Origin of the sequence: Streptomyces ovatisporus, assembly GCF_042653885.1 — a bacterium.
Classification (GTDB): domain Bacteria; phylum Actinomycetota; class Actinomycetes; order Streptomycetales; family Streptomycetaceae; genus Streptomyces; species Streptomyces ovatisporus.
Window position 1 is genome coordinate 586,753 of sequence record NZ_JBHSFH010000004.1, and the last position, 20,795, is coordinate 607,547.

Here is a 20,795-nt window from a genome sequence, read left to right on the forward strand (position 1 = left end):
AGCCGACTGACACCGCACCAGGAAAAGCCCGGGAGCACCGCTCCCGGGCCCCTCACTCCCTCGGCGGCGGCAGTCGCAAGCCTGCCCGGCGTTGCTGCCGGAGAACGGCGTCGTACCCTCCCGCCTCCGTCAGTTCGCCGACGCTGCCGTGGAACGCGACCTTCCCCCGCTTGAACACGGTCGCCGTCGTGCATGCCTCCGCGACGTCTACGCGCCGAACCCCACGCGACCTGTCGAAAGCGGCCGATGGTTCAGTAACGAGCGGTACGGAGCATCTGCCTTCGTCATCGTGGACCCCCAGCCACAACCAATGCATCCCCGGCCCACCATACGCATCGCACGTCGAACCCCGCAGCGGCGAACCGAGTGCCGGGAACGGGGAACGCGCCTGCAAGGCGCTCTGAAGTCAACCTCCGTCGACCCCACGTGAGGACTCCGAACCGACCAGCAGACGGGCCCAGATGGTCTTGCCGACCAGTCGGTCCGTTACGCCCCACGCATCCGCGAACGCGGCGACGAGCGCGAGCCCGCGCCCCGACTCGGCAAGAACGATGTCCGCCGGACGAGCGGCAGCCGGGTGCGGGCGCCCGTCGCCGGCGTCCGAGACCTCCACCGTGACGGCCTTCTCCAGGTCGTACGTGAGCCGCAGCTCGACCAGTCGCCCCGGCACGTGTCCGTGCCGTACGGCGTTCGTCACCAACTCCGATACGACCAGCGCCGAGTCGGCGGCCCCGCATCCCCCGATGCCCCAATCCGTCAGTGCGGCACGGGCGGCGTGTCGCGCGGCTGCGACCGTACGGGGAACGGACGGGAACCTCCGCCACCAGACGACGGACGCGAGCGCGGGGGCCGTCTCATCACTTTCCGAGTTCATGTGACCAGAGTCGGCCCGCGCGACTACTTTCGGTAGTGATCGCATGTCGACGGCGGTGGACGGTGACCTTCGGCCTCGCGAAGTTGAGGACCGTTGAGTCCGGTTGAGGTGGTGGCGTGATGACCCAGGGCAAGAAGACCGCTTCTCCTGCGGGCCGGTACTTCGCCGAAGTGCTGCGTCTCCTGCGCAGTTCGGCAGGGCTGTCCCAGAACGAGCTCGGCGCTCGCATGAGTTACACGGGCGCGGCGGTGAGCGCCGTCGAGACCGGGGCCAAACCCGCCACCGACGAGTTCGTGGAAGCGGCGGAGAAGGCGCTCGACGCCGGCGGCGTCCTCCGCGCGGCAAGCAAGTACCTGCGTCTGGAACGGTATCCCGAACACTTCCAGGGCTTCGTGCAGTTGGAGCAGGAGGCGCTGAGTGTGACGTCTTTCTGCACGCAGGTAGTCGAAGGGCTCCTGCAGACCGAGGACTACGCCAGGGCTCTCCTCCGCACGGGTTTCCCGCCGCTGGAGGAGGAACAGGTTCAGCAGCTGACAGCAGCGCGCATGGAGCGAGCCGGCCTGCTCGAACGTAAACCGGTATGCGTGATCGACGTGATCCTCGAAGAGGCGGTCCTTCGACGGCAGCTGGGAGGCCGGGAGGTCATGGAACGGCAGTACGAGCACATCCTGTCGTGTGCAGCGTCGCCCAATGTGAATGTCCAGGTCATGCCTGCGAGTTGCGGCGATCATGCGGGACTCTTCGGGCCGCTGAAGCTGATCGAGACACCGGAGAACGAGAGGATCGCCTACTTCGAGGCCAACGGGAAAAGCACCCTGGTTTCCGACCCGGGGGAAGTGGGTTCATATGCCCGCCGCTGTGCCATGATCAGTCGGCAGGCCCTGCGTCCAAGAGAATCCCTTGAGCTGATCGAGCAGTTGGCGGGACATCGATGACTGAGCCGACCTGGCGGAAGAGCAGCTACAGCGATGCGAGCGGCGGCGACTGCGTAGAGGTGGCCGCATCTTCGGACGCTGTCCGCGTTCGCGATTCCAAGCGGGTCACCGGCCCCGCGCTCGCGCTCGCTCCCGACTCGTGGGAGGCGTTCGTAGGCGGTCTGAAGCGGGGACCCGCAGGCGGCTCCGGGGCCCGGTCAGCCGGGTCCCGATGACCCCGTGACACAGGCCACAGCCGCCCCCGAAACCGGAGCCCCGGCCGACAGGAACCCGTTTTGGAGCCCGGTCCGCGATCAGGTACTGTTCTTCCTGTCGCCGGACGAGGCGGAGCCGCGAGGCCCGATCGCACGGCGGTCACCCGGACAAAATCCCCACAGGGGGTTGCGTTTTGGTGGGCTATGGTGTAATTGGCAGCACGACTGATTCTGGTTCAGTTAGTCTAGGTTCGAGTCCTGGTAGCCCAGCGCGATCTTGGTGAAGCAAGCTCCATACGCTGCAAGTTGGCAAGATCGAGGCCCCCGTTGTGTAGCGGCCTAGCACGCCGCCCTCTCAAGGCGGTAGCGCCGGTTCGAATCCGGTCGGGGGTACGGGTCCGTGTTCGTTGCGGACCAGGCTGGGGCCCCCGTTGTGTAGCGGCCTAGCACGCCGCCCTCTCAAGGCGGTAGCGCCGGTTCGAATCCGGTCGGGGGTACTCGATCAGGAAAGCCCCCCGGGAAAACCCGGGGGGCTTTTCCGCGCTCCGGCGGCCGAGGCGATCTGCTCAACCCTCCGTGCTGAACCGCCTGTTGGACTCCTCGGCCTCCGCGAGTTCGGCGTCCTCCAGTACTGGACGTCCGAGGAGGCGCTCTTCGCGTACGCGTCGGCGGCGGACAAGGCGCACCGTCCGACCTGGATCAGGGCTACAACCGCCGGGCGCGCGACGGCGTGCGGCGGTGGGCATCTGGCACGAGACGTACGCCGTGCCTGCGGGCCGTTACGAGGCGGTGTACGTGAACATGCCGCCGTACGGCCTCGGCTCGGCGCGCGGCACCGAGCCGGTGGGCAGGCGCGTTGAACGGGCTGCGGAGCGGATGTCGTCCGGCGGCGTGGAGGGGTGACGGCGGGGGCTCGGGGGACGGGCAGGCGGGGGCCCGCCCGTGAGGGCGGCGCCGCTCAGCCAGTCGTCCTGCGCAGTGCGTCGCTCAACCGCGCCGCCGCGTCGACGATCGCCTGCGCGTGCATGCGGCCCGGGTGCCGCGTCAGACGCTCGATCGGCCCGGAGACCGAGACGGCGGCGACCACGCGGTTCGACGGGCCGCGCACCGGTGCGGACACGGAGGCCACTCCCGGTTCGCGCTCGCCCACGGACTGTGCCCAGCCCCGGCGCCGTACGCCTGAGAGCGCCGTCGCCGTGAAGCGGGCGCCCTGCAGTCCGCGGTGGAGGCGCTCCGGCTCCTCCCATGCCATGAGGACCTGTGCGGCAGAGCCCGCCTTCATCGGGAGCGTCGAGCCGACCGGGACGGTGTCCCGCAGCCCGGACAGCCGCTCGGCGGCGGCCACGCAGATCCGCATGTCGCCCTGGCGCCGGTAGAGCTGCGCGCTCTCGCCCGTCACGTCCCGCAGGTGCGTGAGGACCGGACCGGCCGAGGCGAGGAGTCGGTCCTCGCCTGCTGCGGCGGCGAGTTCGCCGAGGCGGGGACCGAGGATGAAGCGCCCTTGTATGTCCCGGGCGACCATGCGGTGATGCTCCAGCGCCACCGCGAGCCTGTGTGCCGTGGGCCGGGCGAGGCCGGTGGCTCCGACCAGCCCGGCGAGGGTGGCCGGACCGGACTCCAGAGCGCTCAATACCAGAGCCGCCTTGTCGAGAACGCCGACGCCGCTAGAGTTGTCCATGCGTCGATACTCGCGTCTCAGAGTGTGAAACGCAAGTTCCTTTTTCGACGGCACCCGCCACTCTGGATGGGCGAAGCGCACCGGCTCCGGGGGGCCGCAGACCCGGTGCGCCACTGGATCTCGACATGTGGTCGGCGGCGCGGCCGGCCGGAGGGAAAGCGATGGGACGGACACTCGCGGAGAAGGTCTGGGACGACCATGTCGTCAGGCGCGCGGAAGGCGAGCCCGACCTGCTCTTCATCGACCTGCATCTGCTGCATGAGGTGACCAGCCCCCAGGCCTTCGACGGACTCCGCCAGAACGGCCGTGAGGTGCGCCGTACGGACCTGACCATCGCCACCGAGGACCACAACACCCCGACCCTCGACATCGACAAGCCGATCGCCGACCCGGTCTCGCGCACGCAGCTGGAGACGCTGCGCAAGAACTGCGCGGACTTCGGCGTACGTCTGCACCCGCTGGGCGACGACGAGCAGGGCGTCGTGCATGTCGTCGGCCCGCAGCTGGGCCTGACCCAGCCGGGCATGACGGTCGTCTGCGGCGACTCCCACACCTCGACGCACGGGGCCTTCGGGGCCCTCGCGTTCGGCATCGGCACCAGCCAGGTCGAGCACGTGCTGGCCACCCAGACGCTGCCGATGGCGCCGTTCAGGACGATGGCGATCACGGTCGACGGCGAACTGCCCGACGACGTCACCGCCAAGGACCTGATCCTGGCGGTCATCGCGAAGATCGGCACCGGCGGCGGCCAGGGCTACGTCATCGAGTACCGCGGCGAGGCCGTCGAGAAGCTGTCGATGGAAGCGCGGATGACCATCTGCAACATGTCCATCGAGGCCGGCGCGCGGGCCGGGATGATCGCCCCGGACGCGACGACGTTCGAGTACGTGCGGGGCCGCGACCACGCGCCCCGGGGCGCCGACTGGGACGCGGCCGTGGAGTACTGGAAGACGCTGCGCACCGACGACGACGCGGTCTTCGATCACGAAGTCGTCATCGACGCCACGGAGTTGGCGCCCTTCGTGACGTGGGGGACCAACCCCGGTCAGGGCGCGCCGCTGTCCGAGTCGGTCCCGGACCCGGCCTCCTTCGAGGACGAGGGGGCGAAGCTCGCCGCCGAGAAGGCCCTGGAATACATGGGGTTGACCGCGGGGCAGCCGCTGCGCGAGGTCCCCGTCGACACCGTCTTCGTCGGCTCCTGCACCAACGGCCGTATCGAGGACCTGCGTTCGGCCGCGGCCGTCCTCGAAGGACGCCAAGTCGCCGACGGCATGCGGATGCTGGTCGTCCCCGGTTCCGTACGCGTCGCGCTGCAGGCCGTCGCGGAGGGGCTGGACAAGGTCTTCACCGCGGCCGGGGCCGAATGGCGGCACGCGGGGTGTTCGATGTGCCTGGGCATGAACCCTGACCAGCTCAAGCCCGGTGAGCGCGCCGCGTCCACCTCCAACCGCAACTTCGAGGGCAGGCAGGGCAAGGGCGGCCGTACGCATCTGGTCTCGCCGCAGGTCGCCGCCGCCACGGCGGTGCTGGGGCACCTTGCTTCACCGGCCGACCTGTCCGGCGTACGCGAACCCGCCGGCGTCTGAGGAGGACGAATCACCATGGAAGCCTTCACGACCCACACGGGACGCGTCGTCCCGCTGCGCCGCAGCAACGTCGACACCGACCAGATCATCCCGGCCCACTGGCTGAAGAAGGTCACGCGGGACGGATTCGAGGACGGACTCTTCGAGGCGTGGCGGAAGAACCCCGATTTCGTGCTCAACGACGAGGCGCACAAGGGCGGTACGGTCCTCGTCGCCGGCGAGGACTTCGGTACCGGCTCCTCGCGTGAGCACGCCGTCTGGGCGCTGCAGAACTACGGCTTCAAGGCCGTGATCTCTCCGCGTTTCGCGGACATCTTCCGCGGCAACTCCCTGAAGAACGGCCTCCTCACGGTCGTACTGCCGCAGCAGACGGTGGAAGCGCTCTGGGAGCTCGCTGAGTCGGATCCGAGCGTCGAGGTGACAGTCGACCTGGTCGCGCGAAAGGTGCTCGCACCGGGCGTCGAGGCGGCCTTCGACCTGGATGAGAACGCCCGTTGGCGACTGCTCGAAGGGCTCGACGACATCAGCCTCACGCTGAAGGACGAGGACTCCATCGCCGCCTACGAGGCCCGGCGTCCCGCCTTCAAGCCCCTCACGCAGCAGTTGTGAACCGGAGCTGACCGGAGCCCGCGTGGCACGGCACAACAACGAACCCTCTCGCGCCCCCCGCACGCAAGGCGGGGGGCGCCTCCACGTGTTGGGGACTCGTTATGCGACAACTCACCCCAGATGGCACAATCGGTGCATGGAACGCGACGGTCAACTCGATCTCTACGACCGGCTCGCCGCCCGCTTGAAAGAGGCGCACGCAAGGGTGCGCACACTGCAAGTCCCCGAGGGCGTACGGGTGGCGCTGACGCGCAAGCTGCTCGTCATCACCGCGGCCTCGAAGCACGATCTCGCCGACGCTGAGCGGCGTGTGGACCGCCTCATGACGGATATCGACGAGGGACGCTTCCCCGAGGAACAGGCAGGCAAGCGCGCTGACGGAACTCGATGAAGGGCGAGTTCGTTGCGGCACAAGGGTGATTCGCCCGTTTCATGTTTGATTCGCGGTATATATCTGCCTAGCGTGCGAAAAAGCTTGAACACATTCGTTCCTGCAATAGTTCCGAAGGGGAAGACGTGAACAAGGCGCAGCTCGTCGAAGCAATCCAGGACAAGCTCGGTGGACGGCAGCAGGCCGCGGAAGCGGTGGATGTCGTGCTGGACGCGATCGTCCGCTCCGTGGTGGCGGGGGAGCGGGTCTCGGTCACCGGGTTCGGCTCTTTCGAGAAGGTGGACCGCCCCGCGCGGTACGCCCGGAACCCGCAGACCGGTGAGCGCGTGCGGGTGAGGAAGACCTCGGTGCCCCGCTTCCGTGCGGGCGCCGGTTTCAAGGAACTGGTCAGCGGGGCGAAGAAGCTTCCGAAGAACGACGTCGCCGTGAAGAAGGCCCCCAAGGGCAGCCTGATGGGCGGCACTTCCACGAAGAAGGCCGCGGCGAAGCGGGCGGGAGCGAAGAAGTCGACGGCGAAGAAGACCACGGCGCAGCGCGGCGCGGCGAAGAAGACGGCAGCGAAGACCACCGCCAAGCGGACGCCGGCGAAGAAGACCGCGGCGAAGAAGGCCACGGCGAAGAAGTCGGCGGCGAAGAAGGCGACGGCCAAGAAGTCCACCGCGAAGAAGGCCACGGGCAAGAAGTCGACCACCAAGAAGGCGCCGGCAAGGAAGGCCCCGGGCCGCCGCACCGCCGCCCGCAAGTCCACCGCCAAAAGGGCCACCGCGCGCAAGCGCTGAGCACCACAAGACCCGCAGCGCCGGGCCGGACTCCCGCCGGGGAGTCCGGCCCGGCGGGCGTTTCGGCACTCAATCCGGAGCCGCGCTCGCGGACTTCGCGTGCAGCTCCGCCCGGGGATCCGGCAGGGCGCCGGTCACGGTGGCGCTGGAGCCGTGAAGCACAGAGTCAGAGGGTCTGCAAGGTCACGAAGGTGACGCGCCGCTCGTCGCCGGACCCCTCGACCTCGATGCGTACGCGCTGCCCCGACCGCAGCAGGCGCAGCCCCCCGGCGTCGAATGCGGCGGTGTCGAACGGGAGCGGAGTGCCGTCGTCGAGCAGCACGCTCCCGCTGCGCGTCTCGGGATCGAAGGTGTACGAGGTGGCCTGCATGGCAGGAAGCCTAGGCCCTGTCCGACACCTCGCGTCTGGTGCTGTGGCCGGGAAGGTGTGCCGGGAAGCGCGCGGCGTCCGCCGCGAGCGTCGGACGGCGCCATGTGCCGGACGGGCCCGAGGCCGGCGCACTCACGCAGTGTTGACGGGCGAGGGACCGGTTCCGCGGCACAGTGCCTCAGCCGTGTGCGGGCCCACGCCGAGGGCCACGGCAGCCGCCAGGTCCGCCTCCGTGTCGACGTCCTGCCGCACGCTGACCGCGTCGCTGACGAAGAGCTCCGTCGCCCCCGAAGAGGCGTGCCGGGCCCGCGAACGGAGCCCGAAGTGCGGGGCGAGCAGCTGACCGGGCATGGCGGACAGCAGCGTGGTGCCCGTACCTGCGGCGTCGGCGAGGAACGCGCGGGGCGTGCGTGCCGCGGCCTCCAGCACGCGCGAGAGCTCGCCGGGCCGCAGGGCGGGCAGATCGGCGTTGAGGGCCGCCAGCGCCGCTTCAGGGCGGATTCCGCGCACGGCGGTGGCACCGTGTGCCAGTGCGGGGTTGAGACCCGCGTCGGGGGCGTCGGGCACGATGCGCGCGCCGAGGGCGGCCAGCGCTTCCGCCGCCTGCCCGTCGTTGGTGACAACTGCCACATCGCGTACGGCCGTACAGGCCAGGGCGGCGCTCACCGTGTCCTGGGCGAAGGCCAGCGCGAGCTGCGCGCGTGCCGAGGCGCCCGCCGTCGGGGCGAGCCTGCTCTTGGCGCGCGCCAACGGCTTCAGCGGCATCAGGAGGGTCCAGGCCGGGGGCGTCGCATGCGGCTCCATCACCTCATTCTCACCTGCCGCCGACCGGGCTTCGCAGGCCCCGGGCTACGGTTGCGGGACAGACGCAGACAGACCGTGCGCTCGACACGGTGGGGGGTGCGGGGTGAGACTTGCCCCTCGCGCGCTGGGGGAACCCACGCCGCCGCGATGGGGCAGGCCCAGCCGTAGTGCAGAGGGCCCCGTGCCCGCTCCGCGGGAGGCCACTGCCTCGCCGCCGCCGGGACCCACGTGGCTGTTCGAACAGGCAAGAGGAGATGGTGTCCGGGTGTCCCGCCGCAGAATCGGCTTCTGGTACCGCCTTGCCGCGGTTTTGCTGAAACCGCCGCTCGTGCTGTTCTTCAAGCGGGACTGGCGCGGAATGGAACATATTCCGGAAAGCGGCGGATTTATCACGGTCGTCAATCACAACTCGGCCCTGGACCCGCTTTCCTATGCACACTTCCAGTACAACACCGGACGGGTCCCGCGGTTTCTTGCGAAGGTCGGCCTGTTCAGGAGCGGGTTCGTCGGGGCGGCCATGCGCGGCACCGGGCAGATCCCGGTCTTCCGCGAGTCCAAGGACGCCATAGGGGCCTTCCGTGCCGCCGTCGAAGCCATCAACAAGGGCGAGTGCGTGGCGTTCTACCCGGAGGGCACGCTCACCAGGGATCCCCGTATGTGGCCCATGAAGGGAAAGACGGGCGCCGCGAGGGTCGCGCTGGAGACGAGGGTGCCGGTCATTCCCGTCGCGCAGTGGGGCGCGAATCTCGCCGTTCCGCCTTATCCGAAGCGCGGCGACATCAAGTTCTTTCCGCGCAAGACACTCATCGTGCAGGCCGGACCGCCCATCGATCTCTCGGAGTTCTACGGCAAGGAGGCGACCGCCGCGGTGCTGCGGGAGGTCACCGAGCGGATCATGGACGAAATCACCGCGCAGTTGGCCGACATCCGTGGAGAGGCCCCGCCGGCGGAGCGTCTCGACCACCGCCGGGCGGCAGCCTCGAGCGGCCCCGAGCGGCTTCCCCGGCAGGAGAGCGACGGACGGACGCACGCGCAGCGCGAAGAGCAGCCACAGGACGGGAACAAGAACGGCCGGAGCGAGAAGAGCGGCCGAGGGGACAGGACGGACCGGAACGGCAGGTCCGCGCAGCCGGACGCGGCGCCCCCGGCGGCCGAGGGGGAGAACGCGTGACGAAAGCCGCCGTATTCGGCACCGGTTCCTGGGGCACCGCCTTCGCGATGGTGCTCGCCGACGCGGGCTGCGAGGTGACGCTCTGGGGGCGACGGGCCGAACTGGCCGAAGCGGTCAACACCCGCCGCGAGAACCCCGACTACCTTCCCGGAACCGAGCTCCCCGCGGCCGTCACCGCCACCACGGACGCCGCGGAGGCAGCTCACGGCGCGGAGTTCACTGTGCTCGCGGTGCCGTCGCAGACACTGCGCGGCAACCTCGCGCGATGGACGCCGCTGCTGCATCCGGAGACGGTGCTGGTCTCCCTGATGAAGGGCGTCGAACTCGGCACGGCCAAGCGGATGAGCGAGGTCGTCGAAGAGGTCGCGGGCGTGGACCCGTCGCGCGTCGCCGTGCTGACGGGCCCCAACCTCGCCAGGGAGATCGCTGCGAGGCAGCCCGCGGCCTCAGTGGTCGCCTGCGCGGACGAGGGCGTGGCCCAGCGCCTGCAGGCCGCCTGCCACACCCCGTACTTCCGCCCGTACACCAACACCGACGTCGTCGGCTGCGAACTCGGCGGCGCCGTCAAGAACGTGATCGCGCTGGCGGTCGGCATCGCCGACGGAATGGCACTCGGGGACAACGCGAAGGCTTCTCTGATCACGCGCGGTCTCGCCGAGACCGCGCGGCTCGGGTCGGCGATGGGCGCGGACGCCCGGACCTTCGCGGGACTCGCCGGCATGGGGGACCTGGTGGCCACCTGCTCCTCGCCGCTCTCGCGCAACCACACCTTCGGCACGAATCTCGGCCGCGGCATGACTCTCCAGGAGACGATCGCCGTCACACGTCAGACAGCGGAAGGTGTCAAGTCGTGCGAGTCCGTACGTGAACTGGCCCGGCGGCACGGCGTGGAGATGCCGATCACGGAGACGGTCGTCGGCATCGTCCACGACGGCAAGCCACCGCTCGTCGCCCTCAAGGAACTGATGTCGCGCAGCGCGAAGGCCGAACGCGTCTGAGCCGCTTGCGGGGTCGTCGTACCGCGACCCCGCAACTGCGGGCGCACACCGCGCCCCGGCCCCTGCCGCCCCTCGATCTCCCGGCCTCCCCGGGCGCGTTCACCGGTCGGCCCGTACAGGGGCCGTACGGCGGGCCCGGGGCGGAGGCCGGTGCCGCGCCACAGGCGCCCGGGACCCTGACGGGTCAAGGGCCAGACGGTACAGTCGGTCCGATATGAGCAGCCAGAGCCCCTCACGCAAGCCCCGTGTCGCCGTCGTGTTCGGCGGGCGAAGCTCCGAGCACGCGATCTCGGTCGTCACAGCAGGAGCCGTACTCGCCGCCATCGACCGTGAGAAGTACGAGGTGCTGCCCATCGGCATCACCACCGACGGCCGCTGGGCGCTGACCGCCGACGAACCCGAGCGGATGGCCATCGAGAACCGCAGACTGCCCAGCGTCTCCGAACTGGCCGACACCACGACGGGCGGCGTGCTCCTGCCGCTCGAACCGGGCAACCGCGAGGTGACGTACCACGAGCCGGGTTCGGTGCCCAAGGCCCTGGGCGAGGTGGACGTCGTCTTCCCCGTGCTGCACGGCCCGTACGGCGAAGACGGCACGCTGCAGGGGCTGCTGGAGATGTCGGGCGTGCCCTATGTCGGTGCGGGAGTGCTCGCGTCGGCGGTCGGCATGGACAAGGAGTACATGAAGCGGGTCTTCGCCACCTTCGGGCTGCCCGTCGGACCGTACGTCACGATCCGTCCCCGGGACTGGAAGGCGGACCCCGGAGGGGCACGCAAGCGGATCCTGGACCTGGCGGGCGAGCACGGCTGGCCGCTGTTCGTGAAGCCGGCGCGTGCGGGCTCGTCGATGGGCATCACCAAGGTCCACGACATCGGGGGACTGGACGATGCCATCACCGAAGCCCAGCGGCACGACCCGAAGGTGGTCGTCGAATCGCTGCTCAGCGGGCGTGAGATCGAGTGCGGCGTGCTGGAGTTCGAGGACGGTCCGCGGGCGAGCGTCCCCGCCGAGATCCCGCCGGTGAGCGCCCACGACTTCTACGACTTCGAGGCGAAGTACATCGACTCCGCCTCCGGGATCGTGCCCGCGCCGCTCACTCCCGAGGAGACGGCGAGGGTCCAGGAGCTGGCCGTGTGCGCCTTCGAGGCCGCCTCCTGCGAAGGGCTCGTCCGGGCGGACTTCTTCCGCACCGAGGACGGGGAGTTCGTCATCAACGAGATCAACACGATGCCCGGCTTCACGCCCATCTCGATGTATCCGCGGATGTGGCAGAAGAGCGGCGTCAGCTATGCCGAACTGGTGGACCGGCTCATCCAGGCCGCGCTGCGGCGCGAGACCGGACTGCGCTGACAGGCCGGGGCCGCGGGTGACCGGGAGTCAGTGGTGCTCGGGCACCGAAGTGCGTACGGACTTCGCGAGGTCCGGGAGCGCGTCGATCTCGGGCGCGTGATCTTCGGGGACCGTCAACTCGACGTTCGCAGCACGGCCGATGGTGGTGAAGCGGTAGCCCTCTTCGCGCTTCTCCAGCAGCCAGGAGACGCCGTTGACTTCCACCGCCTCCGCCGTGGGGTTGTAGTGTTCACTGCCGGGCGAGAGCTTCTCGGGGCGCGGCACTCCACAGCGCAGTTCGATGGCCGGATCGCCCCACGCCGCGGTGTACTTCGAGGCCGGGTCGAGTGTGATCCGCTCCTGCCCGTCCACGTGCTCCGGCAGCCGGTCGTGCAGCGACCGACACGTCGCGGCGGCCTTGCCGGAAGGGCTCGGGGCTGCCGGCCCCTCCTCGCCCGAGCAGCCCGCGACGGCCAGCGCGGCGACGGCGACGGCGAACGGCACCCGGCAGCGAGAGGTGTTCACCGGGCGAGCATACGGGGGAGCTACAGATGAACGATCGGGCAGGTCAGCGTGCGCGTGATGCCGTCCACCTTCTGGATCTTGGCGACGACCATGCGCCCGAGCTCGTCGACACTGTCGGCCTGTGCACGCACGATCACGTCGTACGGACCCGTCACGTCCTCCGCGTGCAGGATGCCCGGAAGCTTGGCGATGAAGTCGGCGACGGTCGATGCCTTGCCGACCTCGGTCTGGATCAGGATGTACGCCTGTACCACGGAACCTCCAGGGCGGCTACGAGGATCATGGAGGGAAGGGGGACGCCACGGTACCGCGTCGCCGCTACCGCGCGGGAGACCCGCGGCACTGTCGGTAACGGCGGACCGCTTCCGCGGAGTCCCCGTACGGCGCCGGCACGGGCGGAGCCGAGCGGCGGCGAGGTCGTCGCCGCAGAGCGCGATACCGGGGGCGGGGACGGAGTACGCGGGGACGGAAGGATCACGCAGAAGGTGACAGGCGAAGGGGCGGAGCGATGCATCTGAGCGGGGACTACCACGGAGGCCGTGCACGGACGCCCGGCACCGTCGGAGAGCTCGGAGAGTTCGGCCTGATCAGGGAGTTGACGTCCCGCCTCACGACGACACCCGCCGTCCGTATCGGTCCGGGCGACGACGCCGCAGTGGTCGCGGCACCGGACCGCAGAGTCGTCGCGACGACCGACATCCTGCTGGAGGGGCGGCACTTCAGGCGTGACTGGTCCACCGCGTACGACGTCGGACGCAAGGCCGCCGCGGAGAACCTCGCCGACATCGCAGCGATGGGAGCGTTCCCCACGGCGCTGCTGCTCGGACTCGTCGTGCCCGCGGAACTTCCCGCGAACTGGCCCATGGAGCTCATGGACGGCATCCGCGACGAGGCGCAGGTCGCCTCGGCGGCGGTCGTCGGGGGCGACGTCGTGCGCGGCTCGACGATCACCGTCTCCATCACCGCTCTCGGGGACATGCGCACCAGGGAACCGGTGACCCGCTCCGGCGCGAGGCCCGGCGACATCGTGGCCTTCACCGGCTGGCTGGGCTGGTCCGCGGCCGGGCACGCGGTGCTCTCCCGTGGCTTCCGCTCGCCGCGCGCCTTCGTCGAGGCACACCGCAGGCCCGAACCGCCGTACCACGCGGGGCCCGCAGCCGCGGCGCTCGGCGCCACCGCGATGACCGACGTCAGCGACGGTCTCGTCGCAGACCTCGGCCACATCGCCGAAGCCAGCAAGGTCCGCATCGACCTCCGCTCGGCCGACCTGGACGTGCCCGCCCAGATGTCGGACATCGGGCAGGCAGTCGGCGTGGACCCGCTGCACTGGGTGCTGACGGGCGGCGAGGACCACGCACTGGTGGCCACGTTCCCTCCGGACGCGAAACTCCCCGCGCGCTGGCGGAAGATCGGCGACGTGCTCGCTCCGGCAGCTCAGCCGCAGGTGACGGTGGACGGCGCGGCATGGGAGAAGGCAGGCGGCTGGGACCACTTCGGCAGCGAGGAAGAGGGCTGAACGTGCCCGCGCCGGTGCGTCTTCGGCGTCAGCGCTGAGGTACGCGGGACGGAACCGGGCTCGGGCGCCTCGCGTGCACCGGGCTACCGTCTACGCATGGACACAGCCGCACAACCGTCCCCGCAAGGGCAGCCGGACCAGTCCGGACGGTCCGCTTCCGCGGCGCCGCCCCGCGTGCTGACGGTCGCGGGATCCGACTCGGGCGGCGGCGCGGGCATCCAGGCGGACCTGAAGACGATGCTGGCGCTCGGCACCCACGGCATGAGTGTGGTCGCTGCCGTCACCGCCCAGAACTCCCTCGGCGTGCAGGGCTATTGGGAACTGCCGGCGGAGTCCGTACGCGCCCAGTACCGCAGCGTCGTCGACGACATCGGCGTGCAGGCAGTCAAGACGGGGATGCTGGCTTCGGCGGAACTGGTCGAGACGGTGGCCGGGCTGCTCGCCGGAACGGACGTGCCCGTGGTCGTCGATCCGGTGGGCGTCTCGAAGCACGGCGACTCCCTGCTCGCCGAGGACGCGGTGGCATCCGTCCGTACCCGGCTGCTGCCCACGGCGACGGTCGTCACGCCCAACCTGGACGAGGTCACGCAGTTGACGGGCGTACGGGTCTCCGGCGAGGCCGGGATGCGGGAAGCCGCGGCGGCGCTGCTGTCCTGCGGACCGCGCTGGGCTCTCGTCAAAGGAGGACATCTGTCCCAGGCGTCCTCCGCGGACGGCGGCATCCCTCAGGACGAAGCCGTCGACTTCCTCACGGACGGCACCGAGGAGCACTGGCTGCGCGCCCCCCGCTACGACAACCGCCACACGCACGGCACCGGCTGCACACTGGCCAGCGCCCTCGCCGCGCTGCTGGCGTGCGGACGGACCGTGCCGGAGGCGGCTGCGGGGGCGAAGGAGTACGTCACAGGAGCGATCGCCGCCGGATTCCCGCTGGGGGGCGGGCTCGGCCCTGTGGACCACGGGTGGCGGCTCCGTACACGCGGAGAGCGGTGAGAACAGGCGGGAGCCGTTCCTCACGGTGCTGTCGGCCGACGGCCTCGGGCGCCGGTCCGGACATCTGCGTGCGGGCGGGGACGGGCGTGCGGGCGGAGACCGGCGTCCGTTTCCGGCATGCACAGAGCCGGTCCGTCACATCGACGGACCGGCTCTGGGAACAGCCTGCTAGGTGGCCGCGCTGCGTCAGCGCGAGACCTTGCCGGCCTTGATGCACGAGGTGCAGGCGTTGAGGCGCTTCGGCGTCCCGTTGATCACTGCACGCACGCGCTGGATGTTCGGGTTCCAGCGGCGCGGGGTGCGGCGGTGAGAGTGGGAGATGCTGTTGCCGAAGCCCGGCCCCTTGCCGCAGACGTCGCAGTTGGCAGCCACGGGTCACTCCAAAGACTTCAGATGCATGTACGGAAAATCCCAGCGTCGCAGGCACGTGATCGACCGGCACTGCCAGGGAGGTAATGAGGCCCGATACTCATCAGGCAACCGGAGCAGCATACAACGCCTGCTCACGAACAGCGAAACCAGCACTGACCGGTCGGCACCCCCACCAGGTCCGGCCACTGCTCGGGGCTCCGCTCCGGCTGCTGCCCTAGCCTTCGGACGGCGCCGACGACAGCCGTCCCCGCCGCCGTTCGCCGTCACCGGTCCACTCGCAGGAGGTCCTCACGTGCAACAGCCGTTCGACTCCACGGTGGTACGGGCCTGGGCCACGCTCGCCGTGGACGCCCTCGGCGAGGGCCGCGCGGAGCTCGACTCCATCAACGTCTTCCCCGTCGCGGACGGCGACACCGGCACCAACCTCCTCCGGACCGTGGCTGCGGCTGCCGAGGGGCTGGAGGAGGCGGACGGTGCCTCCGGCGGCCCGGCGGCCCCGGCGCTGCGTGCCCTGGGGCGGGCGGCTCTGATCGGTGCATGCGGCAACTCCGGGACGATCCTGGCGCAGCTGCTGCGCGGCATGGCGGAGGTCTACGGGGAGGCGCAGCGCGGAGGGTCCCCGGGGACGCCCGGCACGGGGGGCGCGAGGCGTTCCGAAGACGCCCCCGGCGGGCGGCTGTTGGCCGCCGCGCTGCGGCGCGCCGCGGAGTCCGCCTACGAGGCGGTGGCCCGTCCCGTCGAGGGGACGATGCTGACCGTGGCGCGTGCCGCCGCCGACGCCGCAGAGCGCGCGGTCGCCGAACATGTGGACACCGACGGCGTGGACGCGAGAACCGACGGCGTGGACGCCGACAGCGTGGACCCCGGTCCCGCTGTGGTCGCCCGCGCCGCCCACGACGCTGCTCGCGTCGCACTGTCGGCGACGACGGGACAGCTCGACGCCCTGCGCCGTGCCGGGGTCGTCGATGCCGGGGGTAGCGGCCTCGTCGCGGTGCTGGGCGCGCTTGCGGACGCGCTGTCGGACCCGGCCGCCGGATCACGTCCCCGCAGTGCACTCGTGCCGAGTGACGCCCACGACGTGCAAGCTCCGGCCACTGCGGGCGCTCCGGACCGGGACCCGGCATACGAGGTGATGTATCTCCTCGAAGCAGACGACGCCACGGTGGCCGCCCTGCGCGAACGGCTGGACGGTCTCGGCGACTCGCTCGTAGTCGGCGGCGGGGACGGCCTCTGGAGCGTGCACGTGCACGTCGACGACGCCGGGGCGGCTGTCGAAGCAGGCGTCGAGGCAGGTCGTCCGCACCGCATCCGCATCACCCACCTCGCAGCGGCGTCGGCGGCCGGAGCGGTCGGGGGGTGCGCCCCCGGGGACCCGACGGAGCACCGGTCGGGCAGTGCGGACGAAGCAGCAGGCAAAGACGGCGGGGCCGGCGGGACCCGCAGTGGCGGCGCGGACAGCGCGGGAGCCGGTCTGCCGGGCGGTCCGCACGGGCGCGCTGTCGTCGCCGTCGTCCACGGGGACGGACTGGCGGGGCTGTGCGAGGAGGCCGGCGCGCTCGTCGTACGCGCCGGTCAGGCCCTCGACAGCGAGGGGCTGCCCGCGGCAGTGCACGCGACCGGCGCCGCGGAGGTCGTACTGCTGCCCAACGACGCCGAACTGCACGCCGCCGCCTCCCGCGCGGCGCGCGAGGCCCGTGAATCCCCGGTAGGCATACGTGTGGCGGTCGTCCCCACCCGCGCCGCCGTACAGGGCATAGCCGCCCTCGCGGTGCACGATCCGGAGCGCCGCTTCGACGAGGACGTCGTCGCCATGACCTCGGCTGCCGGAGCCACCCGCTACGGCGAGGTGGCCGTCGCGGAGTGCAGGTCGTGGACCATGGCAGGCGTCTGCGAGGCAGGGGATGTGCTCGGGCTGGTGGAAGGCGACGTCGCAGTGATCGGTTCCGACATCGCCGCCACAGCGGAAGAGGTGCTGGAGCGGATGCTCGCCGCGGGCGGCGAACTGGTCACGCTGGTCGTCGGGGAGCAGGCCCCCGGGGGACTGGCCGCCCGGCTGGAGGAGCGCGTGCGCGGCGGCCATCTCGGCGTCGACACCGTGGTCTACGAAGGCGGGCAGCAGTGCGCGCCGCTGCTGATCGGGGTGGAGTAGCGGGGTGGAATGAGAGCGGGCCCCGCGCCGGTCTCCCGACAGGCATGTCCGCGGCGCCGGCGGAGTGCCGTCCGTGGGGCGTCCGTACGTTGCTCGATGCCGTGGTCCTGTCACCGTCATGGTGTGCAATGGGAGCGTGCCAGCGCTCGACGAATCACTGAAGAAGATCCTTGGCGGCAACACCGCGAAGGTGATGGCCGAACACCTGGGCCTGGAGACGGTCGGGGACCTCCTCCACCACTATCCGCGGCGTTACGAGGAGCGCGGTCAGCTGACGCGCCTCGCGGATCTGCCGCTGGACGAGCACGTGACGGTGGTGGCCCAGGTCGCCAAGGCCACCGTGCACAAGTTCAACCGCGGCCGGGGGCAGCGGCTCGAAGTCGTACTCACGGACGGCAGCGGGCAGTTGCGGCTGGTCTTCTTCGGACGTGGCATCTTCAAGCCGCAGAAGGACCTGTTGCCCGGACGTCGCGGGATGTTCGCGGGGAAGGTGGGCGTCTTCAACGGCCGTCTGCAGCTCGCGCATCCGCAGTACGAACTCCTGGGTTCGGAGGGCGGGGCCGAGGAGGTCGACGCCTTCGCCAACAGGCTGATGCCGATCTATCCGGCCGTCGCACAGCTGGCGTCCTGGAAGATCGCCAAGTCGGTCCAGACAGTGCTCGCGTCCATGGAGTCGACGGGCTGGGACGCGCTCGTGGACCCGCTGCCCCCCGCCATCCGCGAGGAACAGCGGCTCATTCCGCTGCCCGGCGCCTTCGAGAAGGTGCACCGTCCGCACACGAAAGCCGATGTGGCCGAGGCCCGCGCCCGGTTGAAGTGGGACGAGGCGTTCGTACTCCAGGTCGCCCTCGCCCGCCGGCGGATGGCGGACTCCCAGCTGCCCGCCGTGCCCCGCGCCCACGTGCAGGACGGCTTGCTGGACGCCTTCGACGCCAAGCTGCCCTTCACCCTCACCGAAGGGCAACGGCACGTCAGCGGCGAGATCTTCGCGGATCTGGCCACCGGACATCCCATGCACCGGCTGCTCCAGGGCGAGGTCGGTTCCGGCAAGGCGCAGCCGCTGGACGCCCTCGTGCTCACCCCGGGTGGCTTCCGCGCGATGGGGACGATCGGCGTCGGGGACGAAGTGGTCACGCCTTCCGGCGAGTTGGCCCCCGTGGAGGGCGTCTTCCCGCAGGGGGAGCGCGAGGTGTGGCGGCTGATCCTCTCGGACGGCAGCAGCGTCGAGTGCGACGACGAACACCTGTGGCTGGTGGGCACCGGCGCCGCTCCCCGCCTCCCGGGCGGGTCCGGAGGCGCTCCGGCGTCCGGCCGTGCGGAGCCTTCGGTGCTGACCACGCGGGAGATCAGATACGACCTGACCAGGCGGGACGGCTCCCCGAAGTGGTGGCTCCCCGAGCCCGTACCGGTCGATCTCGGTGCTCCGGCGGACGTGCCCGCCGACCCGTACGAGACGGGCTTGCAGCTGGGACGGCAGGACGCGCAAGGGGGTGTGCCGCGGTCCTTCAAGGAAACCTCCGTGAAGGACAGGTTCGCCGTGCTGCAGGGACTGCTGGAGGGACTTCCGCCCGTCCCGGCCGAGGCCGGGACGGGGGACGAGGAGGGCTCGTCACGCAGTCGGCCGGGCAGCCCGCCGGGCGGAATCGCGGTGCGCTCCTCGTCACGGCCGCTCGCGGAGGACGTCGCATGGCTGGTGCGCTCGCTGAGCGGCCACGCGAGTGTCGCACCGGCGGGGCCGGTACGCGGCGCGGGCGGCGCCCTCGACGTGCGCGTGCAACTGCCGCCGCAGTACGCCCCGTTCCGGTACACGGATCTCCGGTACACGGAGCAATCGGACGGACGGCCGCAGGGCGGGGAGCGCGCGGTCGCGGGGCGCGCCGTCGTCGGCGTCGAACCTGCCGGACGGAAGCAGGTGCAGTGCATCAGCGTCCGTCACCCCAGCAGGGCCTACATCACGGACAACTTCACGGTCACGCACAACACGATGGTCGCGCTGCGCGCCATGCTCACCGTCGTCGACTGCGGCGGTCAGGCCGCCATGCTGGCGCCGACCGAGGTGCTCGCACAGCAGCACCACCGGTCGGTGACGGAGATGATGGGCGAGCTGGCAGAGGGCGGCATGCTGGGCGGCGCCGAGCAGGGTACGAAGGTCGTACTGCTCACCGGATCGATGGGGGCGGCGGCCCGCCGACGGGCACTGCTGGACCTGGCCACCGGGGAAGCCGGCATCGTCATCGGCACGCACGCGCTGATCGAGGACAAGGTCCAGTTCCATGATCTGGGGCTCGTGGTCGTCGACGAGCAGCACCGCTTCGGTGTCGAGCAGCGTGACGCCCTGCGCTCCAAGGGCAGACAGCCCCCGCACCTGCTGGTGATGACGGCGACGCCGATCCCGCGCACCGTCGCGATGACGGTCTTCGGCGATCTGGAGACCTCCGTGCTGGACCAGCTCCCCGCAGGCCGTTCCCCCATCGCCACCCATGTCGTCCCCGCCCGGGACAAGCCGCACTTCCTCGCCCGGACCTGGGAGCGCGTACGGGAGGAGACGGAAGCCGGACACCAGACCTACGTGGTCTGCCCCCGCATCGGTGACGAGGAGGAGGCAGCGGGCGGAGGGACGAAGCGCCGGAAGAGCGCGGGGGGCGAAGAAGCAGCGGGCGCCGACGAGGGCGACGACCGCGACTACGGCGCCGACGGCGGGGACGCGGGGGACGGGGCGGATGCGGACAAGCGTCCCCCGCTGGCCGTCCTGGACATCGCCGCGCAGCTGGGCGACGGCCCGCTCGCGGGGCTGCGCGTGGAGGCCCTGCACGGGCGCATGCAGCCGGACGCCAAGGACGAGGTGATGCGCCGCTTCGCTGCGGGAGAGGTGGACGTCCTTGTGGCGACGACCGTCATCGAGGTCGGCGTCAACGTTCCCAACGCAACGGTCATGGTCATCATGGACGCCGACCGGTTCGGTGTCTCCCAGCTCCACCAGTTGCGCGGCCGCGTGGGCCGCGGTTCGGCCGCCGGCCTGTGCCTGCTGGTCACCGAGGCACCGGAGGCGGGGCCGGCGCGGGCCCGCCTCGATGCCGTCGCCGGCACGCTGGACGGCTTCGAGCTGTCCCGTATCGACCTGGAGCAGCGCCGCGAGGGCGATGTGCTGGGTCAGGCACAGTCGGGCGTCCGCTCGTCCCTGCGGATGCTCGCCGTCATCGAGGACGAGGAGATCATCGAGGCCGCCCGGGCGGCGGCGACGGCTCTTGTCGCCGACGACCCGGAGCTGGAGCGGATGCCGGAGCTGCGCACGGCGCTGTCGGCGCTGCTGGACGAGGAGCGCGAGGACTACCTCGACAAAGGCTGAGCGGCAGGGGAGCGGGTCACCCGCTGTCGCGGCGGCCATGGACCTCGGAGAACGCCGGGGCCACCGCCGCACCTGCCGCGGGGCACCGGGACAGCGAGCATGGGATCCTCGGTTCCGGGCAGCGGATCGCGGTGACCGCCTCGTACCGCCCGCCCGCCCGGTATCCGAGGGCACC

Annotated in this window: 21 protein-coding genes and 3 tRNA genes; 17 read left to right on the plus strand and 7 right to left on the minus strand. The window is 70.8% G+C overall.

Features of this window, described 5'->3' with window-relative positions:
- Positions 1-406 precede the first annotated feature (406 nt).
- A complete protein-coding gene (locus tag ACFPA8_RS07365) occupies positions 407-874 on the minus strand; it encodes an ATP-binding protein (protein WP_386444039.1) in 468 nt (155 codons plus the stop codon).
- A 119-nt stretch (positions 875-993) separates the two neighbouring features.
- Between ACFPA8_RS07365 and ACFPA8_RS07370 the strand changes: the two genes are divergently transcribed.
- From ACFPA8_RS07370 to ACFPA8_RS07395, 6 genes are all read left to right on the plus strand, one after another.
- Positions 994-1,809: a helix-turn-helix domain-containing protein gene (locus ACFPA8_RS07370; RefSeq protein ID WP_386444042.1), complete on the plus strand. Its 816-nt coding sequence runs from the start codon at positions 994-996 to the stop codon at positions 1,807-1,809.
- A complete protein-coding gene (locus ACFPA8_RS07375) occupies positions 1,806-2,024 on the plus strand; it encodes a DUF397 domain-containing protein (RefSeq protein WP_386444045.1) in 219 nt (72 codons plus the stop codon). Before ACFPA8_RS07370 ends, ACFPA8_RS07375 begins: the two co-directional genes overlap by 4 nt.
- Positions 2,025-2,201: 177 nt before the next feature.
- Positions 2,202-2,273: transfer RNA gene (locus tag ACFPA8_RS07380), tRNA-Gln, on the plus strand.
- Between the two features lie 50 nt (positions 2,274-2,323).
- Positions 2,324-2,396, plus strand: a tRNA-Glu gene (locus ACFPA8_RS07385).
- A 31-nt stretch (positions 2,397-2,427) separates the two neighbouring features.
- Positions 2,428-2,500: transfer RNA gene (locus ACFPA8_RS07390), tRNA-Glu, on the plus strand.
- A 241-nt stretch (positions 2,501-2,741) separates the two neighbouring features.
- Entirely contained in the window at positions 2,742-2,906 is a 165-nt protein-coding gene (locus tag ACFPA8_RS07395; RefSeq protein ID WP_386444048.1) for a monooxygenase family protein, read from the plus strand.
- 55 nt (positions 2,907-2,961) lie between these two features.
- Here ACFPA8_RS07395 and ndgR read toward each other — a convergent pair whose 3' ends face one another.
- Positions 2,962-3,681: an IclR family transcriptional regulator NdgR gene (ndgR, locus tag ACFPA8_RS07400; RefSeq protein ID WP_386444051.1), complete on the minus strand. Its 720-nt coding sequence runs from the start codon at positions 3,679-3,681 to the stop codon at positions 2,962-2,964.
- Positions 3,682-3,842: 161 nt separating this feature from the next.
- Between ndgR and leuC the strand changes: the two genes are divergently transcribed.
- The 4 genes from leuC (at position 3,843) to ACFPA8_RS07420 (ending at position 7,046) form a co-directional block, all read left to right on the plus strand.
- Positions 3,843-5,267 carry a 3-isopropylmalate dehydratase large subunit gene (gene leuC / locus ACFPA8_RS07405; RefSeq protein WP_386444054.1) on the plus strand — a complete coding sequence of 475 codons (1,425 nt, stop codon included), beginning with the start codon at positions 3,843-3,845 and terminating at the stop codon, positions 5,265-5,267.
- Positions 5,268-5,282: 15 nt separating this feature from the next.
- The gene (gene leuD / locus ACFPA8_RS07410) at positions 5,283-5,876 is read left to right on the plus strand and encodes a 3-isopropylmalate dehydratase small subunit (protein ID WP_386444057.1); all 594 of its coding nucleotides are present in this window, start codon (positions 5,283-5,285) and stop codon (positions 5,874-5,876) included.
- Positions 5,877-6,012: 136 nt separating this feature from the next.
- Positions 6,013-6,267 (plus strand): SCO5555 family protein, encoded by a 255-nt coding sequence (locus ACFPA8_RS07415; protein ID WP_386444060.1) that lies wholly within the window; start codon positions 6,013-6,015, stop codon positions 6,265-6,267.
- A 125-nt stretch (positions 6,268-6,392) separates the two neighbouring features.
- Entirely contained in the window at positions 6,393-7,046 is a 654-nt protein-coding gene (locus ACFPA8_RS07420) for an HU family DNA-binding protein (protein ID WP_386444063.1), read from the plus strand.
- Between the two features lie 166 nt (positions 7,047-7,212).
- Here the strand turns inward: ACFPA8_RS07420 and ACFPA8_RS07425 are convergent, their stop codons facing one another.
- Both ACFPA8_RS07425 and cofC read right to left on the minus strand, forming a co-directional pair.
- A complete protein-coding gene (locus ACFPA8_RS07425) occupies positions 7,213-7,416 on the minus strand; it encodes a hypothetical protein (RefSeq protein WP_386444066.1) in 204 nt (67 codons plus the stop codon).
- Positions 7,417-7,548: 132 nt separating this feature from the next.
- Positions 7,549-8,220: a 2-phospho-L-lactate guanylyltransferase gene (cofC, locus tag ACFPA8_RS07430; RefSeq protein ID WP_386444069.1), complete on the minus strand. Its 672-nt coding sequence runs from the start codon at positions 8,218-8,220 to the stop codon at positions 7,549-7,551.
- A 265-nt stretch (positions 8,221-8,485) separates the two neighbouring features.
- Here cofC and ACFPA8_RS07435 point away from each other — a divergent pair, with 265 nt between their 5' ends.
- From ACFPA8_RS07435 to ACFPA8_RS07445, 3 genes are all read left to right on the plus strand, one after another.
- Positions 8,486-9,391: a lysophospholipid acyltransferase family protein gene (locus ACFPA8_RS07435; RefSeq protein WP_386444072.1), complete on the plus strand. Its 906-nt coding sequence runs from the start codon at positions 8,486-8,488 to the stop codon at positions 9,389-9,391.
- Positions 9,388-10,389: an NAD(P)H-dependent glycerol-3-phosphate dehydrogenase gene (locus ACFPA8_RS07440; protein WP_386444075.1), complete on the plus strand. Its 1,002-nt coding sequence runs from the start codon at positions 9,388-9,390 to the stop codon at positions 10,387-10,389. Before ACFPA8_RS07435 ends, ACFPA8_RS07440 begins: the two co-directional genes overlap by 4 nt.
- A gap of 214 nt (positions 10,390-10,603) precedes the next feature.
- The gene (locus ACFPA8_RS07445; RefSeq protein ID WP_386444078.1) at positions 10,604-11,740 is read left to right on the plus strand and encodes a D-alanine--D-alanine ligase family protein; all 1,137 of its coding nucleotides are present in this window, start codon (positions 10,604-10,606) and stop codon (positions 11,738-11,740) included.
- 27 nt (positions 11,741-11,767) lie between these two features.
- Here the strand turns inward: ACFPA8_RS07445 and ACFPA8_RS07450 are convergent, their stop codons facing one another.
- Both ACFPA8_RS07450 and ACFPA8_RS07455 read right to left on the minus strand, forming a co-directional pair.
- Positions 11,768-12,244: a DUF3515 domain-containing protein gene (locus ACFPA8_RS07450; protein WP_386444081.1), complete on the minus strand. Its 477-nt coding sequence runs from the start codon at positions 12,242-12,244 to the stop codon at positions 11,768-11,770.
- A gap of 20 nt (positions 12,245-12,264) precedes the next feature.
- Entirely contained in the window at positions 12,265-12,498 is a 234-nt protein-coding gene (locus tag ACFPA8_RS07455) for an Lrp/AsnC family transcriptional regulator (protein WP_386444084.1), read from the minus strand.
- A 254-nt stretch (positions 12,499-12,752) separates the two neighbouring features.
- On the opposite strand from ACFPA8_RS07455, the gene ACFPA8_RS07460 reads away from it, so the two are divergent.
- Positions 12,753-13,760 (plus strand): thiamine-phosphate kinase, encoded by a 1,008-nt coding sequence (locus ACFPA8_RS07460; protein WP_386444087.1) that lies wholly within the window; start codon positions 12,753-12,755, stop codon positions 13,758-13,760.
- A 96-nt stretch (positions 13,761-13,856) separates the two neighbouring features.
- Entirely contained in the window at positions 13,857-14,753 is an 897-nt protein-coding gene (gene thiD, locus ACFPA8_RS07465) for a bifunctional hydroxymethylpyrimidine kinase/phosphomethylpyrimidine kinase (protein ID WP_386444090.1), read from the plus strand.
- A gap of 186 nt (positions 14,754-14,939) precedes the next feature.
- Here the strand turns inward: thiD and rpmB are convergent, their stop codons facing one another.
- Positions 14,940-15,125: a 50S ribosomal protein L28 gene (gene rpmB / locus ACFPA8_RS07470; RefSeq protein ID WP_386444093.1), complete on the minus strand. Its 186-nt coding sequence runs from the start codon at positions 15,123-15,125 to the stop codon at positions 14,940-14,942.
- Positions 15,126-15,417: 292 nt separating this feature from the next.
- On the opposite strand from rpmB, the gene ACFPA8_RS07475 reads away from it, so the two are divergent.
- Positions 15,418-17,274, plus strand: coding sequence for a DAK2 domain-containing protein (locus ACFPA8_RS07475; protein WP_386444096.1), 1,857 nt, complete (start codon positions 15,418-15,420; stop codon positions 17,272-17,274).
- A 118-nt stretch (positions 17,275-17,392) separates the two neighbouring features.
- Positions 17,393-20,620: a helicase-related protein gene (locus ACFPA8_RS07480; RefSeq protein WP_386444099.1), complete on the plus strand. Its 3,228-nt coding sequence runs from the start codon at positions 17,393-17,395 to the stop codon at positions 20,618-20,620.
- The last annotated feature ends 175 nt before the right edge of the window (positions 20,621-20,795 follow it).